This window comes from Actinomadura sp. WMMA1423 (assembly GCF_006547145.1).
In the GTDB taxonomy this organism is placed as follows: Bacteria; Actinomycetota; Actinomycetes; order Streptosporangiales; family Streptosporangiaceae; genus Spirillospora.
In genome coordinates, this window is record NZ_CP041244.1 from 2216024 (window position 1) to 2231008 (window position 14985).

The following is a 14985-nucleotide window of genomic DNA, read 5'->3' on the forward strand; positions in this document are numbered from 1 at the left end:
CCGGCCGCCCCGTCGCCGGTGCGCTCAGACCCGCTCGATCACCGGGCCGAGGACGTCCATGAAGGGCGAGTGCACCGTGATGTAGGAGAACCCGTACCGCTCGCGCCGCTCCCGGATCTGCTCGGCGATCTGCGCCTCCGTCCCGAGCAGGACGAACGGGGTGTCGAGGATCTGCTCGACCGTCATGTAGGGGACGCGCTCGGCGCGCATCCGCTCGGCCTCGGCCCGCCGGTCGCGGGTCACCTGCACGTGCTGGACGAGCACGTTCCACTCGATCCGCGACGCCCGGTCCCCGGCGTGCTCGCGCGCGAACCGGACCCGCTCGTCGGCCTCCTCGGCGGTGCCGAACCGGAACGTGCCGGGCGGCTCTCCCCTCATCTGGTACGCGCCCGCGATCCCGACGATGTCGGCGTGGCGCGCGGCCGCCCGCAGGACCGTGTCGCCGGTGCCGCCGACCAGCAGCGGCGGCCCCGACCCGCCGAACCCGGCGCGCTGCACGGGCGCCAGTTCCGCCAGCCCGAAGAACTCGGCCACCGGCCGGTGCCGCGCGTAGTCGCCCCCGCCGAACAGCCGGCCCAGGTCCTCGATCAGCGCGGTCATCCGCTCCGCCCGCGCGCCGAACGGCTCCCACGGGATGCCCGCCGCGTCGAACTCCCACTTCATGTGCCCGGCGCCGAGCCCGAGCTCCACCCGCCCTCCGGTGAGCCGGTCGGCGGTGGCGACCTCCCGGGCGAGCAGGTGGGCGTTCCAGAACCCGGCGTTCAGCACGAGAGCGCCGACGCGCAGCCGCTCGGTCGCGTCCGCGGCGGCGACCATGGTGGGGAACGGGGCCGGGGCGCCGAGGTGGTCGGGCACGAGCGCGACGTCGTAGCCGTACCGCTCGCCGCGGCGGCACCGCTCGGCGAAGTCCTCCCGGGAGGCGATGTCGAAGACGTTGAACCCGAAGCGGAAGTCCCTCATGCGGTCACCCTGCCATCTCACCCGGGCGTGATGAAGGCCGTCTCGTAGGCGAAGATCACCGCCTGCGTCCGGTCGCGGGCCTGCGTCTTGGCGAGGATGTTGCCGACGTGCGTCTTCACCGTCTGCGGGCTCACGAAGAGCTCCTCGGCGATCTCGGCGTTGGAGTGGCCCTTGGCCATCAGGCGCAGCACGTCCCCCTCCCGCCCGGTCAGCCGGCCGTGCCAGGCCGCGCCCCCGGCGCCGGACGCCGCGTGCCGCCCGGCCAGCTCCCGGATCGCGGCCGGGAACAGCAGGCTGTCGCCGTGCGCGACCATCCGGATCGCCTGCAGGATCTCCTCCGGCCGCGTCCGCTTGAGCAGGAAGCCGTGGGCGCCGGCCTTCAGCGCGTCGTAGACGTACTCGTCGTTCTCGAACGTGGTGACGACGATGATCCGCGGCGGCTCCGCGGCGGTGGCGAGGATGTGCCGGGTCGCCTGGATGCCGTCGAGCCGCGGCATCCGCACGTCCATCAGGACGACGTCCGGGCGGAGCCGCCGCACCTCCCCCGGCACCTCCGAGCCGTCGGAGGCCTCGCCGACGACGGCCAGGTCGTCCTCGGCGTCGATGATGGCGGCTAGCCCCGCCCGGATCAGCCGCTCGTCGTCGACCAGCAGAACCTTGATCGTCATGATCCGGACCTTAGCGGCAGCGACACGCGCAGGCGCCAGCGGTCGCCGTCGGCCCCGGCGCTCATCTCGCCCCGCAGCACGGTGACGCGCTCGCGGACGCCGCCGAGGCCGCGGCCGCCGCCGTGGCCCGCGCCCTCGCCGCGGGTCGCGCCGAGCGGATTGGTCATCTCGACCTCCAGCCGTTCTCCGTCGGTGCCGAGCCGGAGCCGCACCGGTACCTTCCCCGCGTGCCGGAGGGCGTTCGTCAGGCCCTCCTGGACGATCCGGTACGCCTCCCGCGACACCGCCGCCGGGACGTGCTCCACCTCAGGGCCCACCTCCGCGTCCAGCGCCACCCCGGCGATCCGCGTCTGCTCCAGCAGCCGCCCGAGGTCCTTCAGCGTGGCCTGCGGGGCCGGGCGGGACCGGTCGTCGCGCAGCAGCCCGAGCACGTGGTCGAGGTCCTCCAGCGCCGCCCGGGCCGACTCCTCGATGGCGGCGAGCGCCTCGCGGGCGAACCCGGGATCGCTGTCCAGCACGCGCCCGGCCGCGCCGGCCTGCAGGGTCACCACGCTCAGCGCGTGGCCCACCGAGTCGTGCAGCTCCCTCGCCAGCCGGTTGCGCTCGGCGAGCCGGACCGCCTCGGCCCGCATCCCGGCCAGCCGCTCGGCGGCCGACGGCCCGAGGAACACCGGCGCGAGCCGGGCCAGCAGCGCGCCCGCCCCGACGATCAGCGCGAGCAGCAGGGCCAGCGCCGCCAGCCCGATCGGCGGCGCCGGCCACTGGTGCCAGGCGCCCTGCCAGCCCCAGGACTCCAGGAACCGGGTGTCCCAGCGCACCGCCGGCGCGAGGACCATCACGACGGCGGCGGGCGGCACGGCCAGGCTGAGCCCGCTGACCACCACTCCGGTGCCGAGGTGCAGCGTGAACCACGCGGCGGCTCGGACGCGGCTCTCCCAGGAGACCGCCGAGCCGGGGGCGAGCGCGGCGGCCGGTCCCCTCAGCAGCTCCTTGGCGAGCGAGCTCTCCAGCAGCCGCACCGTCGGCACGAGCCCGGTGACGAACGTCGCCGCGGCCGGCATCACGACCAGCATCAGCACGGCCTTGAACAGGCCGTTGTGCATAGGCAGCAGCGGAATCACGCTGATCGCGAGGAACCAGTACGGCATCAGCAGGGCGCCGCCCACGACGAGGTGGGACCAGCGCCGCCAGGTCACCGGCTCGATCAGCGGGCGGAGCACTCCGAACACGCCTCGATCCTGGCAGAACGGGCGGCCCGGGCACTCCCCCGCGCGGGGGAGCCCGCGCTCACGCCCGGTCCTTCTCCTGCGCGCCGGCCTGCTCCTCCACGGCGCCGTCCTTCTCGGCTGCGCCCTTGTCCTCGGCGGTACGGCCCTTGCCGGCCGCGCCGCCGCGCCCGGCGAGCCTGGCGAGGCGGGCGTTGTAGGCGGCGAGCTCGTCGTCCTCGGCGCGCCCGCCGGGCGCCGCGGCCCGGTCGGCCTTGCGGTCCATGCGCCGCGCCTGCCGCTGGTCGTGGACGTACCACTGGAACGCCAGCACGATCAGGACGATGAACGTCGGCACCTCGCCGAAGCCCCACGCGATCGCGCCGCCCGTGTGCTGGTCGTGCAGGATCGTGGTGCCCCACGGCGGGTCGACGGAGGTGTACCAGCCGCGGGCGAGCGCCTGGCTCATGTTCATCAGGGCGATGCCGAAGAACGCGTGGAACGGCATCGTGACGAACAGCAGCAGCAGCCGTGCCGGGTAGGGCAGCTTGCGCGGCGCGGGGTCGACGCCGAGCAGCACCCAGAAGAACAGCGACCCGCTGGCCAGGAAGTGGACCATCATCGCGATGTGGCCGAGATGGTTGCGCATCGCGGCCTCGAACAGCGGCGTGAAGTAGAGCACGAACGTGCTCACCACGAAGACGAGGGTCGCGACCGCGGGATGGGCGACGACCGCGAGGTACCGGCTGTGCAGCACGGCGGTCAGCCACTCGCGCGGGCCGCGGTCGCCGCGCTGCCGGGCGGGCTTGAGCGCCCGCAGCGCCAGCGTCACCGGCGCGCCGACGACCAGGAAGATCGGCGTCAGCATGTTGAGGACCATGTGCTGCGCCATGTGGACGCTGAACAGGATCGGCGCGTACCTCGCGACGCCGGTCTGGGTGACGGCGACGATCGTCGCGAGTCCGATGAGCCAGGAGGCGGTGCGCCCGAGGGGCCAGGAGTCGCCGCGCCGCCGCAGCCGGACGACGGCGGCGAGGTAGAGGCCGCCGAGCACGACGACGAGGGCGGCGAAGAACAGGTCGAACTGGCCGAGCGTGAGCAGCCGCACCGGGGTGACCTGCGGGGGCATGTCGTATCCGAGCAGCGACTCGACCGCGGACTCCGGCTCGGCCGGCGCGGGCGGCGCGGTGCGGGCCAGCGCGACGGCCAGGCCCATGGCGGCGCCCATCACGGCGGCCTCGACGGAGGCCAGGCGGGCGAACGCCCCCGGGCTGCCGCCCGCCACCGCGGGCAGCGTCCGCCTCCGGTGCCACCAGCCGAACCAGCCGAGCACGCAGAACGCGATGATCTTGCCGAGGGCGAGGCGCCCGTAGTCGGTCTCGACGAGCTCCCGCGGGTCCGGCAGGCGGGCGATCACGTTGACCAGCCCGCTGGCGCCGACGGTGACGTAGCACCACAGGGCCATCCGGCTGAACCGGTCGGCGACCAGCGGGAGCCGGTCGCGGCGCAGCAGCGCGTGGACGCACGCGATGGCGAGCCCGCCGACCCACGGGGCGACCGCGGCGACGTGCAGGGCCACGCCGGTCGTCGCGGTGGCGTGGTTGGCGGCCGAGGCCGAGTGCCCGGTGAGCGGGGCGGGCAGCAGCGCGATCCCGGCCATGGCGAGCAGCCCGAACGCGGCGGCGGGCGTGGTGGTGGTGCGCGCCAGCAGCGCCACCACCACGGCGAGCAGCACCACGATCATGAGGGCGGTGCCCTGCGGCAGCGAGCCGACGTAGCTGCTCAGCTCGCTGCCGGTGAGGACGTCGCCGACCGGCTGGCCGAGCACGTCCGCGACGGTGAACACCAGCGTGGCCGCCGCGGCGGCGGCCCAGGCGGCGGCGATCCAGGAGGCGGCGCCGAGGTAGCGGAGGGCGTCCTTCGACAGGCGCGGCGCGGTGCGCCCGCCCTCGACGGGCAGGAACGCCGCCGCGGCCAGCAGGGCGCCGACGGTCAGCGCGGACAGCAGGTCCATCGCCGTCCGGGAGACCGGCAGGCCCCACCGGGTGAGCGCGCCCGCGTCGCCGAGGCCGGGGATGACCTTCTCGGTGACCGAGCCGCCGAGGACGAGCCCGGCCACCAGCAGGACGGCGGACGCGGCCACCACGGCCGCCCCCGCCCGCCAGACGGCCAGGCTCCCCCTATTCACCGCCGGTGGCCGCCTGGTGCTTGCGCTTGGCGCGGAACACGATGGCCACGCCGATGCCGACGCCGACGAGGAGGCCCACGCCGATCAGCACCCACAGGAGCATCCCGGGGCCGGAGTCCTCGTCGGAGTCGGCGTCCTCCTGGTCGGCCTTCAGCGGCTGCTCGTCGGCGTTGGCCGCCGCACCCGTCTGCTCCGCGGCGCCGACCCCGCCCTCCGACGGCGCGGCCGAGGCGGCCGGCTCGCCGCCCCCGGTGACGCTGAAGGCCAGGTCGTCGCCCTCGATCGGGTGCCCGTCCTCGCCGACGACCCGGTAGGCGACCGTGTAGGACCCCGCGGGCAGCGGGCCGGTCAGCTTCTGCGTGACCTTGGTCCCGGCCCGCTCGGCCGCGCCCGCCTGGAACTCCTTCTTCTGCCCGTCGCTGACGACGACCTTCGCCACGCTGATCTTGTCGCTGAAGACGAGGGTGACCTCGGTGACCGAGTCCGCGGCCTTGCCCTTCTCGGGCGTGCTGCCGACGAGCTTGGTGTGGGCCAGCGCGGGCGGCGCGGTGAAGGCGCCGAAGGCGAGTGCGGCGGTGGCGATCAGGCCGAGGCGGCGCAGCGGCCGGCGGGACTTGAACATGTTCATGGATGGCCGGGTTCTCTAGTGATTCGAAGGGCTTCGTCTACCCTACTGAGCCCGCCACCATGGCACGTCCCGGGTCGCGCCATGGCGTGATCGGGCAGACCGTGATCGGGAAGAGACGCTGATCGGGAAGAGACGGTGATCGGGAACAGACGGGTGCCGGCCGCTCGCGCTCAGCAGTCGCAGCAGTTGCAGTCGCAGTCGCAGCAGTCACAGTCGCAGCAGTCGCAGCAGTCGCAGCAACTCCCGTCGCAGCCGTCGGCGTGCCGGGTGCACCAGCACCGGTCATCGCACGAGTCGCCGTGGTGCTCGCTCCACTCGGGCTGGAAGATCCCGCAGGTGGCGCACACGAGCGAGCCGGTGAAGCAGGGAATCGGCCATCCGGGACGCGGGGGGCGCGGCCCCTTCGCCAGGTTCACGGAGCCGGCGAAGGCGCGCTCGACCGAGCGCCCCGCCTCGCGGTCCAGCAGGGCCCGGACGAGGCGCGGCCGCTCCAGTTCCAGGTCGGCGAGCGCGAGCCGCAGGCCGTGCAGCGCGTCGTCGGCGTGCCGGCGGGCCTCGGCGAGGGTGGTGCCGGTGGCGGGGAGCGGGTTGTAGGCGCCCGCCTCCTCGTCGGCGGCGAGGTCCTCGACGGCGTCGAGGAGGTGCGCTAGGCGCCCGAAGAAGCGGCCCGCCTCGGCGAGCGCCTCGGCGTTGGCCTCCCTGCCCGCGAGGACGGCCGTGTGCGCGAACACCGCCGCGACGGCCGTCTCGGTGGGCTCGGTCAGGTCGAGCAGCCCGAGACCGGGTGCCGCCTCCAGTGCGGGCTGCCGGGCGACCGCGTCGCGCAGCACCGCCGGGTCGAACCCCACGGCGGCGCCCGAGCGGCCGCCTGCGGCGTCCCAGCGGTCGGCCATCCGCCCGGCCGCCGCGGCGACGAGCCCGCGCGCGTACGGCCCGTCGCCGTCGGCGACGTGGTCGCGGGTCTTGCCCGCCGCCAGCAGCAGGGAGGCGGCGGCGGCGAGGCGGGCCCCCTGGGCCCGGGCGGTGACGACCTCGGCGGTCCTCATCCCGCGCAGGGCGCACGGTCCCGCCTTGCGACGCGGGGACAGCTCCGGGGACTGGGCCTCCACCAGCACCGAGACGAGCAGCCCGTCGTAGTTGGTGACGAGCCGGGCCGCCTGGCCGTGCTCGGCCCTCAGCGTGAGGCACAGCCCGCACAGGTGGGCCATCCAGTCCTCGAACAGCGACCCGCACAGAACATGACGGCACGGTCGTACAACACCGAACACGAACAACTCCCCCATCTCAGGCCAACCGCAGCATTATTCATTGACGCGGCAGCGCCCGGGACGGTTCGGCTACACCCCGACGCAGGTCAGGGCGCGGCGGTAGGCGGCCATGCGGGGCTCGTCGGAGGTCCCCGTCCCGGCGAGCACCTCGGCGAGGTCGAACCACGCCTGCGCGGCCTCCCGGGAGGACTCCATCTCCTCCAGGCAGGTCGCGGCCCGGGTCAGCACCTCGACCGCGCGGTCGTGCCGGCCGAGCCGCACCGACGCCTCGCCGAGCACGGTCAGCGCGCCGGCGGTGGCCCGGCGCGGGGCGTCCCCGAGCAGGTCGAGGGCCTCCTCGGCGAGCGCGACCGCCTCGGCGGGGCGGCCGAGCGCGGTCTCGGCCCGGGCCAGCTCGGTCAGGCACCAGGCGACGTCGATCTCGCCGGACGAGCTGGCGCTGATCTCGCCGCGCACCCGGGCGAGCAGCTCGCGGGCGCGGGCGGCCTGGTCGGGCCGGGCCCGCAGCAGCAGCCCGGCGTAGATCACGCGGAGCCGGTTGAGGTTGCGGGGGTCCTCGCCGTCGCCGGCCAGCATCAGCGCCCGCTCGGCGAGCGCGACGCCCTCGTCGTACTCGCCGCGGATCTCCGCGACGTAGGCGGCCTCCCAGTAGGCGACCATCCGGGCGCGGGGGCTGCCGATCCGCTCGGCCCGCTCGACGAGCTGGGCGGCGAGCTGGCGGGCCCGGACGAGGTCGCCGCGCTCGATGAACGCCGACAGCAGCGCCGCGCCGAGGTCGACGGCGGCGTCGGTGGAGTCGGCGCCGGTGGCGATCAGGTGCCGCAGCGCCGTCTCGGCGGCCTCGACGCCCGCGCTGATGTCGCCGCGCTCGCGCAGGCAGCGGCTCAGCGCGACGTGCACCTTCGCCCAGTGGTCGAGGTCGGCCTCGGCGGAGGCCTGCTCGGTGAGGGCCTTCAGCTCCTCGATCGCGCCCTCCAGCTCGCCCTCGGCCTCCAGCGCGAGCGCGTGGCCCCAGCGCGCCTGGTGCAGCATCTCGGGCAGCGCGACCGCGTCGGCGCTGGCGAGCACCTCGGAGTAGCGGGCCCGCGCCTCGGCCGCCGCGCCGTTGCTGAGCGCGATCTCGGCGTAGTCGAGGGTGACGCGCAGATCGTCGACGACGTCCTCGCTGACGCCGCTGACGAGGTAGGTCGCCGAGCAGTTCAGCTTCGCGGCCAGCAGCTCGACGACGCTCGGCGCCGGCACCCGCTTGTCGCTCTCGATCAGCGAGATGTAGCTGTCGGACAGCTCGGGGAAGGCGAGCTGCGCCTGGCTCACGCCCTGCCGGATCCGCAGGGCGCGGATGCGCTGCCCCAGTGTCTCCCGATCCATCGTTTGACCACCGCCTACAAGGTGCTCGCCGCGCGCAGGGCGAGGAAGAAGTCGACTCGGTCCTCAAGTCTGCCGAGATCCCTGCCGGTCAGGTCCTCGATTCTCCGGATTCGGTACCGAAGCGTGTTCACGTGGACGTGCAACCGGGCCGCGGTGCGGCTCCAGGAACCCGAGCAGGACAGGAAGACCTCCAGCGTGTGCACGAGATCGGCCTGCCTGGTGGTGTCGTACTCCTCCAGGGGGCCGAGCATCCGCGCGCGGAACGACGACCGGGTCCGCTCGGGGACGGACGCCAGCAGCCACGCGTAGGAGTCCAGGGCCGTCGCCCCGGCGGAGTCTCGCATTCGCACCAGGGCAGGCTATAGCGGACGCATCGCCCCCGTCACGCTGCGGAGGGCGGGAATCACTTCCCGAAATCTCCGCTCAGCGGGTGCTCGCGGCCCCCACGGGAGGGGGTGGCCACAAGCGCCCCCTGTAGGGCTACCCTGTGCACGCCGTTTCCGAAGACCCTGCCGTTGAAAGCGGAGCGCCCTTCATGTCCAAGACCAAGGCCGGACCGGCCGACGATTCACCGCCGGCCGGCGGGTCCGGGCCGCTGGAGCGGCTGTTCGACCTCACCGCGCGCGATACCACCGTCCCTCGCGAGCTGCGCGGCGGCGTCACCACGTTCTTCGCGATGGCCTACATCATCCTGCTGAACCCCCTCATCCTCGGCGGGGCGAAGGACGTCACCGGGGCGACCCTGTCGATCCCGCAGCTGACCACGATGACCGCGCTGTCGGCCGCGGTCACCACCGTGATCATGGGGCTGGTCGGGAACGCCCCGCTGGCGCTGGCCGCCGGCCTCGGCATCAACGCGGTCGTGGCCTTCCAGGCGGCGCCGGTGATGACCTGGCCGCAGGCGATGGGGCTCGTCGTGATCGAGGGCGCGGTCATCGTACTGCTGGCGGTCACCGGCATCCGCGAACGGATCATGAACTCGATCCCGCTGGCGCTCAAGCACGCGATCGCGGTCGGGATCGGCGCGTTCATCGCGCTGGTCGGCCTCTACGACGCCGGGTTCGTCACCTCCAGCGCCACGAGCCCGCCGCTGTCGCTCGGCACGGGCGGCCGCCTGGAGACGTGGCCGACGCTGGTGTTCGCCGCGACCCTGCTGCTGATGATCGTGCTGTACGTGCGCCGGGTGCCCGGCGCGATCCTGATCAGCATCGTCGCCGGGACGGTCGCGGCCGTCGTCATCCAGGAGAACGCCTCGGTCAAGCAGGGCGGCTGGGGCGTGGTGACCCCGGACATGCCCGACAAGCTGTTCGCCGCCCCCGACTTCGGGCTGTTCGGCGAGATCTCCCTGTTCGGCGGGTTCGGCCGGGCCGGGGTCATCACGGCGCTGGTCGTGCTCTTCACGCTGGTGCTGTCGGGGTTCTTCGACGCGATGGGCACGATCCTCGGGATCAGCGACGAGGCGGGCCTGGTGAGCGAGAGCGGCGAGGTGCCGCGGCTCGGCCGGATCCTGTCGGTGGACGGCCTGTCCGCCGCGTTCGGCGGGCTCACCAGCTCGTCCGCGAACACGGTGTTCGTCGAGTCGGCCGCGGGCGTCGGCGAGGGCGCGCGCACGGGCCTGGCCAACATCGCCACCGGGGCGCTGTTCGCGGTGACGCTGTTCCTCACCCCGCTGGCGGCGACCGTCCCCGCGCAGGCCGCGGCCCCCGCCCTGGTGGTCGTCGGCGCGCTGATGATGACGCAGGTCGCCAAGGTCGACTGGAACGACCTGGAGATCACGATCCCGGCCTTCCTCACCATCGTGCTGATGCCCTTCACCTTCTCGATCACCACGGGGCTGGGCATGGGCATCGTCGGCTACGCCGTCATCAAGGCCACCCGCGGGAAGGCGCGCGAGGTCTCCCCCGCCCTGTGGATCGTGGCCGCCCTTTTCGTGGTCTTCTTCGCCATCCATCCGATCGAGGAGTGGCTCGGCGTCACCTGATCCCGCCGGATCGCCCGCGCGCGATCGGCCCCCGCCGGGGAAACACCGGGACGCACGGTGACCGCTCCGCGACGGAACTCGCCCGTTCGGAAGTCTCGGGGGCCGTTGCGGGTGTCAAATAGTGCCTTCATGGCGTAAGCAGAAGGTAGGGCCTTACCCCCCGGCGTGAAAGGCGTGGCTGTGGTGTCCGCGGACTCTCCCTCCCACCCGTCTCCGCCAGGTCACGTCCTGCTGGCGCCTGACAGGTTCCCGGGAGCGCTGACCGCGGCGCGGGCGGCCCGTCATCTCGCGGTCGGGCTGCGCCGCGCGCGGCCCGGCGTCGCGCTCGTGGAGCTGCCCGTGGCCGACGGCGGCGACGGCACCGTCGAGGCCGCGGTGGCGGCCGGATGGCGGCGGGTCGAGGTCGAGGTGTGCGGGCCGACCGGGCGCCCGGTGACGGCGCGGCTGGCGCTGAACGGCGACCGCGCGGTGGTCGAGCTGGCGGAGGCGTCCGGGCTGCGGCGGCTGCCCGGCGGCCGGCAGCGCCCGCTCACCGCCTCCAGCCTCGGGACGGGGCAGCTGCTCGCGCACGCCGTCCGGCTCGGCGCGCGCCGCATCGTCCTCGGCCTCGGCGGCGGCGCGTGCACCGACGGCGGCGCGGGCCTCGTCCAGGGCCTCGGCGGGCGGCTCCTCGACGCGCTCGGCCGGGACCTGCCGCCCGGCGGGGCGGCGCTGCGGTCGCTGCACGCCCTCGACCTGCGCGGCCTTCCCGACATGTCGGGCATCGAGGTGGTGGTGGCGGGCGAGCCCGCCGGGCCGCTGCTCGGCCGCACCGGCGCCGCCGCCGTGGACGGGCCGCGCCGCGGCGCGACCCGCGACGAGGTGCGCCTGCTGGACACGGGCCTGCGCCGGTGGGCCGACCTGGCCGAGGCGGCGGCCCGCAAGGCCGCCCGCGACCTGCCCGGCGCGGGGGCGGCGGGCGGTGTCGGGTTCGCCGCGCTCACCTTCCTCGGCGCGACGATCGAGCCCGGCCCGGCCCTGATGCTCGACCTGCTGGGATTCGCCGAGAAGGCGCGCGGCGCCCGGCTGGTCGTCACCGGCGAGGGCGTCCTCGACGCCCGGTCCCTGCGCGGCGGCGCGCCGGTCCACGTCGCCCGCGCCGCCGCCCGCGCGGGCGCGCCGGTCGTCGCGGTGGCCGGCCGCCGGAGCCTCACCGGCGAGCAGCTCCGCAAGGCCCGGATCCAGGCGGCCTACGCGCTGGCCGACATCGAGCCCGACGACGAGCGCCGCGTCCGCCGCGCGGGCCCGCTGCTGGAGCAGCTGACGGTCGCCATCGCCGACGAGTGGCTGCCCCCCGGCGCGGCCTAGTCCCGGATCGCTCCAACGGCCGGGCCGGGCGGACGGGGCTTTACACCATGTCGTCGAAAGGGTCGAGGCCTTGACAGACTGCACATAGCCGGAGTTCGTCCCGGCGCCGCACGCTGGAGGCGTACGTCCTGGTCAGCGTTGACAGAGGAGCCCCCGGTGAAGATCGGCGTCCCACGAGAGATCAAGAACCACGAGTACCGGGTGGCGATCACGCCCGCGGGCGCGCACGAGCTCACGCGGCACGGCCACGAGGTGTTCGTGGAGCGGGGCGCCGGCACCGGCTCGGCGATCCCCGACGACGACTTCGCCGCCGCCGGGGCCAAGATCCTCGACGGCCCCGACGAGGTCTGGACCGAGGGCGAGCTGATCCTCAAGGTGAAGGAGCCGGTCGCGCCCGAGTACCACCGGATGCGCGAGGGGCAGGTCCTGTTCACCTACCTGCACCTGGCCGCGTCGCGCGAGTGCACCGACGCGCTCCTGGCGGCCGGCGTCACCGCGATCGCCTACGAGACCGTGCAGCTCCCGAACGGCTCGCTGCCGCTGCTCGCCCCGATGTCCGAGGTCGCCGGGCGGCTCGCGCCGCAGGTCGGCGCGTACAACCTGATGTCGTCCAACGGGGGCCGCGGCGTCCTGCCCGGCGGCGTGCCCGGAGTCGCGCCCGCCAAGGTCGTCGTCATCGGCGGCGGGGTGTCCGGCCTCAACGCCGCGCAGATCGCCGTCGGCATGGGCGCGGACGTCACCGTCCTGGACGTCGACCTCGACCGGCTGCGCGAGATCGACTCCATCTACCAGGGCCGGCTGCACACCCTCGTGTCCAGCGCCTACACGGTCGAGCAGGAGGCCCGCGCCGCCGACCTCGTCATCGGCGCCGTCCTCATCCCCGGCGCCCGCGCGCCCAAGCTGATCTCCAACGAGCTGGTGGCCGGCATGAAGACCGGCTCGGTGCTGGTCGACATCGCCATCGACCAGGGCGGCTGCTTCGAGGACTCCCGTCCCACCACGCACGCCGACCCCACCTACAAGGTGCACGGCTCGACGTTCTACTGCGTCGCGAACATGCCCGGCTCCGTCCCCAACACCTCCACCTACGCCCTGACCGGGGTGACGCTCCCCTACGCCGTCCAGATCGCCGACCTGGGCTGGCGCGAGGCGCTGAAGGCCGACCCCGCCCTGGCCCTCGGCCTCAACACCCACGCCGGCGCGCTCGTCTACGACCACGTCGCCGAGGCCCACGGCCTCACCCGCACGCCCCTCGCCTCGGTCCTCGGCTGACGGCCTCCCCCGTCCCCTCACCCGTTCGGGGGTTCTTCGGACGCGGCCCGCCGGGTAGACAGCCGGGCATGGGTGAACTGATCTTGGTGCGGCACGGGGAGACCGAGTGGAGCCGGGCGCGCCGGCACACCGGGCGGACGGACCTGCCGCTGACCGCGCGGGGCGAGGAGCAGGCCGCCGCGCTGCGCGGCGCGCTGGCCGGGCGGAGCTTCGCGCGGACGCTGGTCAGCCCGGCGGAGCGGGCGCGGCGCACGGCCGAGCTCGCGGGCCTGCGGGTGGACGGGACCGACGCCGACCTCTGGGAGTGGGACTACGGCGGCTACGAGGGCGTCAGCTCCGAGGAGATCCGCGAGGAGCGGCCCGGATGGTTCCTGTGGGACGACGGCGTGGTCCCGGGCGACGCCGCCCACCCGGGCGAGACGGTGGAGCAGGTCGGCGCGCGGGCGGACGCGGTCCTCGCGCGGACGCGGCCGCTGCTGGACGGCGGCGACGTCGCGCTGGTCGCGCACGGGCACGTCCTGCGGGTGCTGACGGCCCGGTGGCTGGGCCTGGAGCCCGCGCTCGGGAGGCTGTTCGCGCTGGACACCGGGACCGTCTCGGCACTGGGCACCGAGCACGACCGGCCGGTCGTCAGCGCCTGGAACGTGCCGTCACCCTGAGCGCGCGTCGAACACATAAGGTACTTGTTGGGGGATGTCCCCCAGGGGTACCCGGGCGTGCGCCCCCGAAAGGATTGCGAGGACGGCGATGGCGACAAGCGAGACCCCCACCCGCGGGTACACCGCCACGAAGGACCAGCTGCAGACGCGGCTCGCCCGGATCGAGGGGCAGGTGCGCGGCATCGACCGGATGGTCGAGGAGGACCGCTACTGCATCGACATCCTCACCCAGATCAGCGCCGTCCAGGCGGCGCTGGACAAGGTGGCGCTCGGCCTGCTGGACGGGCACGTCCGGCACTGCGTGGCCGAGGGCGCCGAGGAGGGCAAGGGCGAGGCGATGTCGACCGAGCTGATGGCCGCCGTCGGACGCCTCATGCGCCGCGGCTGAGCGAACGCCCCCGGGCGTCCTCGCCGTCCGGCCCGGCGGTCGGCCGGCACGGCGCCCGCGGTCGTGCCGCGCCCCCGGGGGGTGCGGCTCAGGAGGCGATCGACCAGGTGGCCGGGCCCGTCTCCTGCTCGCGCGTGAGGCGCCTGGCCCGCCGGGCGTCCGGCGAGTACCGGAACCGCTCCGGGACGACCTGCGAGGTGCGGTAGAGGCCCTTCAGCGTCACCGTCGCGGCCAGGTCCGACGTCGGCAGCCCCGGCAGCCCGTACATGCGGCGGGCCCAGCGCGGCAGCGTCGACACGACCAGGACCCCGAGGCCGGGCGCGGCGAGCTTGAGCGGCAGCAGCGGACGCGGCACGGCGGGGCTGAACATGCGGCGCAGGCCCTCGCGCGCCTCCCGGCACGCCCAGATCTGCCGCCGCATCCGCGCGTAGTAGTCGCGCATCTCCGCGACGGTGGCCGGCACGTCCGCCGGGTCGAGCCCGACGACCGCGGCGGCGCGGCGCTGCTCGTCCACGAACTCGTCGGCCTCGCGGGAGGTCAGCGGCACCCCGGCGCGGCGCGCCACGTCGAGGTAGGAGTCGACCTCGCCCATGTGGACCCACAGCAGGTTCTCGGGGTCGTCCACCGGGAACGCCTCCCCGGTGCGCATGTCGAGGCCGGTCAGCTTGGAGTGCAGGCGGCGGACGCGGCGTCCCACCCGCTCGACCTCCTCGTGCGTCCCGTAGGTGCGGACGCGGACGAACTCGACCGTGCGGACGAGCCGCGACCAGGCCGCGGAGGGGTCCATGAGCTCGGAGTTCTGCGCGGTCCCCCACATCGTGCGCGGGTGCAGCGCCTGGAGCAGCAGGGCCCTGATCCCGCCGACGATCAGCACGGGCTCGCCCATCACGTGCCAGGTCACCGAGCCGGGACCGAACAGGCCGTGGTCCTGGCCCACCACGTCGAGCCCGTGGACGCCGGGCTCGTGTGCCCGGCCGGCCCCGTTCGCCCCGCCGGCCTCGGGCACCCCGTTCATCTCGTGCACCTCGACCGCCTTCCGCCGCCGCGGCAGGG

13 protein-coding genes and 1 pseudogene are annotated in these 14985 nt (G+C 74.6%); 5 read left to right on the plus strand and 9 right to left on the minus strand.

The features are described 5' to 3' along the window. Positions 1 to 24 precede the first annotated feature (24 nt). From FKD65_RS10265 to FKD65_RS10300, 8 genes and pseudogenes are all read right to left on the minus strand, one after another. Entirely contained in the window at positions 25 to 960 is a 936-nt protein-coding gene (locus tag FKD65_RS10265; protein WP_141577235.1) for a TIGR03621 family F420-dependent LLM class oxidoreductase, read from the minus strand. Between the two features lie 17 nt (positions 961 to 977). After that, a complete protein-coding gene (locus tag FKD65_RS10270) occupies positions 978 to 1628 on the minus strand; it encodes a response regulator transcription factor (RefSeq protein ID WP_141577236.1) in 651 nt (216 codons plus the stop codon). Next, positions 1625 to 2857 carry a sensor histidine kinase gene (locus FKD65_RS10275; protein WP_240810066.1) on the minus strand — a complete coding sequence of 411 codons (1233 nt, stop codon included), beginning with the start codon at positions 2855 to 2857 and terminating at the stop codon, positions 1625 to 1627. Before FKD65_RS10275 ends, FKD65_RS10270 begins: the two co-directional genes overlap by 4 nt. Before the next feature lie 58 nt (positions 2858 to 2915). Continuing rightward, on the minus strand, positions 2916 to 5021 hold the full coding sequence (locus FKD65_RS10280; protein WP_141577237.1) for a cytochrome c oxidase assembly protein: 2106 nt from the start codon (positions 5019 to 5021) through the stop codon (positions 2916 to 2918). Further along, entirely contained in the window at positions 5014 to 5649 is a 636-nt protein-coding gene (locus FKD65_RS10285; protein ID WP_141577238.1) for a copper resistance protein CopC, read from the minus strand. The genes FKD65_RS10280 and FKD65_RS10285 overlap by 8 nt, the downstream gene beginning before the upstream one ends. 170 nt (positions 5650 to 5819) lie before the next feature. Further along, complete coding sequence (locus tag FKD65_RS10290) at positions 5820 to 6917, minus strand: DUF5685 family protein (RefSeq protein ID WP_141577239.1); 1098 nt, start codon at positions 6915 to 6917, stop codon at positions 5820 to 5822. A 69-nt stretch (positions 6918 to 6986) separates the two neighbouring features. After that, positions 6987 to 8285: a helix-turn-helix transcriptional regulator gene (locus FKD65_RS10295; RefSeq protein WP_141577240.1), complete on the minus strand. Its 1299-nt coding sequence runs from the start codon at positions 8283 to 8285 to the stop codon at positions 6987 to 6989. A 14-nt stretch (positions 8286 to 8299) separates the two neighbouring features. After that, positions 8300 to 8617 (minus strand): annotated as a pseudogene (locus FKD65_RS10300) (PucR family transcriptional regulator); the annotation flags it as partial. 203 nt (positions 8618 to 8820) lie between these two features. Here FKD65_RS10300 and FKD65_RS10305 point away from each other — a divergent pair. The 5 genes from FKD65_RS10305 (at position 8821) to FKD65_RS10325 (ending at position 13932) form a co-directional block, all read left to right on the plus strand. Next, positions 8821 to 10266 (plus strand): NCS2 family permease, encoded by a 1446-nt coding sequence (locus FKD65_RS10305; RefSeq protein ID WP_141577241.1) that lies wholly within the window; start codon positions 8821 to 8823, stop codon positions 10264 to 10266. 183 nt (positions 10267 to 10449) lie between these two features. Further along, a complete protein-coding gene (locus tag FKD65_RS10310; protein WP_240810067.1) occupies positions 10450 to 11613 on the plus strand; it encodes a glycerate kinase in 1164 nt (387 codons plus the stop codon). Positions 11614 to 11769: 156 nt separating this feature from the next. Then, entirely contained in the window at positions 11770 to 12885 is a 1116-nt protein-coding gene (gene ald / locus FKD65_RS10315) for an alanine dehydrogenase (RefSeq protein ID WP_141577242.1), read from the plus strand. Positions 12886 to 12953: 68 nt separating this feature from the next. Then, positions 12954 to 13544, plus strand: a complete 591-nt coding sequence (locus tag FKD65_RS10320) for a histidine phosphatase family protein (RefSeq protein WP_141577243.1) — start codon at positions 12954 to 12956, stop codon at positions 13542 to 13544. A gap of 88 nt (positions 13545 to 13632) precedes the next feature. After that, positions 13633 to 13932, plus strand: a complete 300-nt coding sequence (locus FKD65_RS10325; RefSeq protein ID WP_089312530.1) for a metal-sensitive transcriptional regulator — start codon at positions 13633 to 13635, stop codon at positions 13930 to 13932. A gap of 88 nt (positions 13933 to 14020) precedes the next feature. On the opposite strand, the gene FKD65_RS10330 is transcribed toward FKD65_RS10325, so the two are convergent. After that, complete coding sequence (locus FKD65_RS10330; RefSeq protein ID WP_141577244.1) at positions 14021 to 14947, minus strand: oxygenase MpaB family protein; 927 nt, start codon at positions 14945 to 14947, stop codon at positions 14021 to 14023. Positions 14948 to 14985 lie beyond the last annotated feature (38 nt).

Excerpts from the sequence above, each read along its gene's own strand:
- FKD65_RS10285 (WP_141577238.1), bottom strand. The coding sequence starts at position 5,649 with ATGAACATGTTCAAGTCCCGCCGGCCGCTGCGCCGCCTCGGCCTGATC.
- FKD65_RS10265 (WP_141577235.1), bottom strand. The coding sequence starts at position 960 with ATGAGGGACTTCCGCTTCGGGTTCAACGTCTTCGACATCGCCTCCCGG.
- FKD65_RS10270 (WP_141577236.1), bottom strand. The coding sequence starts at position 1,628 with ATGACGATCAAGGTTCTGCTGGTCGACGACGAGCGGCTGATCCGGGCG.
- FKD65_RS10325 (WP_089312530.1), top strand. The coding sequence starts at position 13,633 with ATGGCGACAAGCGAGACCCCCACCCGCGGGTACACCGCCACGAAGGAC.
- FKD65_RS10320 (WP_141577243.1), top strand. The coding sequence starts at position 12,954 with ATGGGTGAACTGATCTTGGTGCGGCACGGGGAGACCGAGTGGAGCCGG.
- FKD65_RS10330 (WP_141577244.1), bottom strand. The coding sequence starts at position 14,947 with ATGAACGGGGTGCCCGAGGCCGGCGGGGCGAACGGGGCCGGCCGGGCA.
- FKD65_RS10305 (WP_141577241.1), top strand. The coding sequence starts at position 8,821 with ATGTCCAAGACCAAGGCCGGACCGGCCGACGATTCACCGCCGGCCGGC.
- FKD65_RS10295 (WP_141577240.1), bottom strand. The coding sequence starts at position 8,285 with ATGGATCGGGAGACACTGGGGCAGCGCATCCGCGCCCTGCGGATCCGG.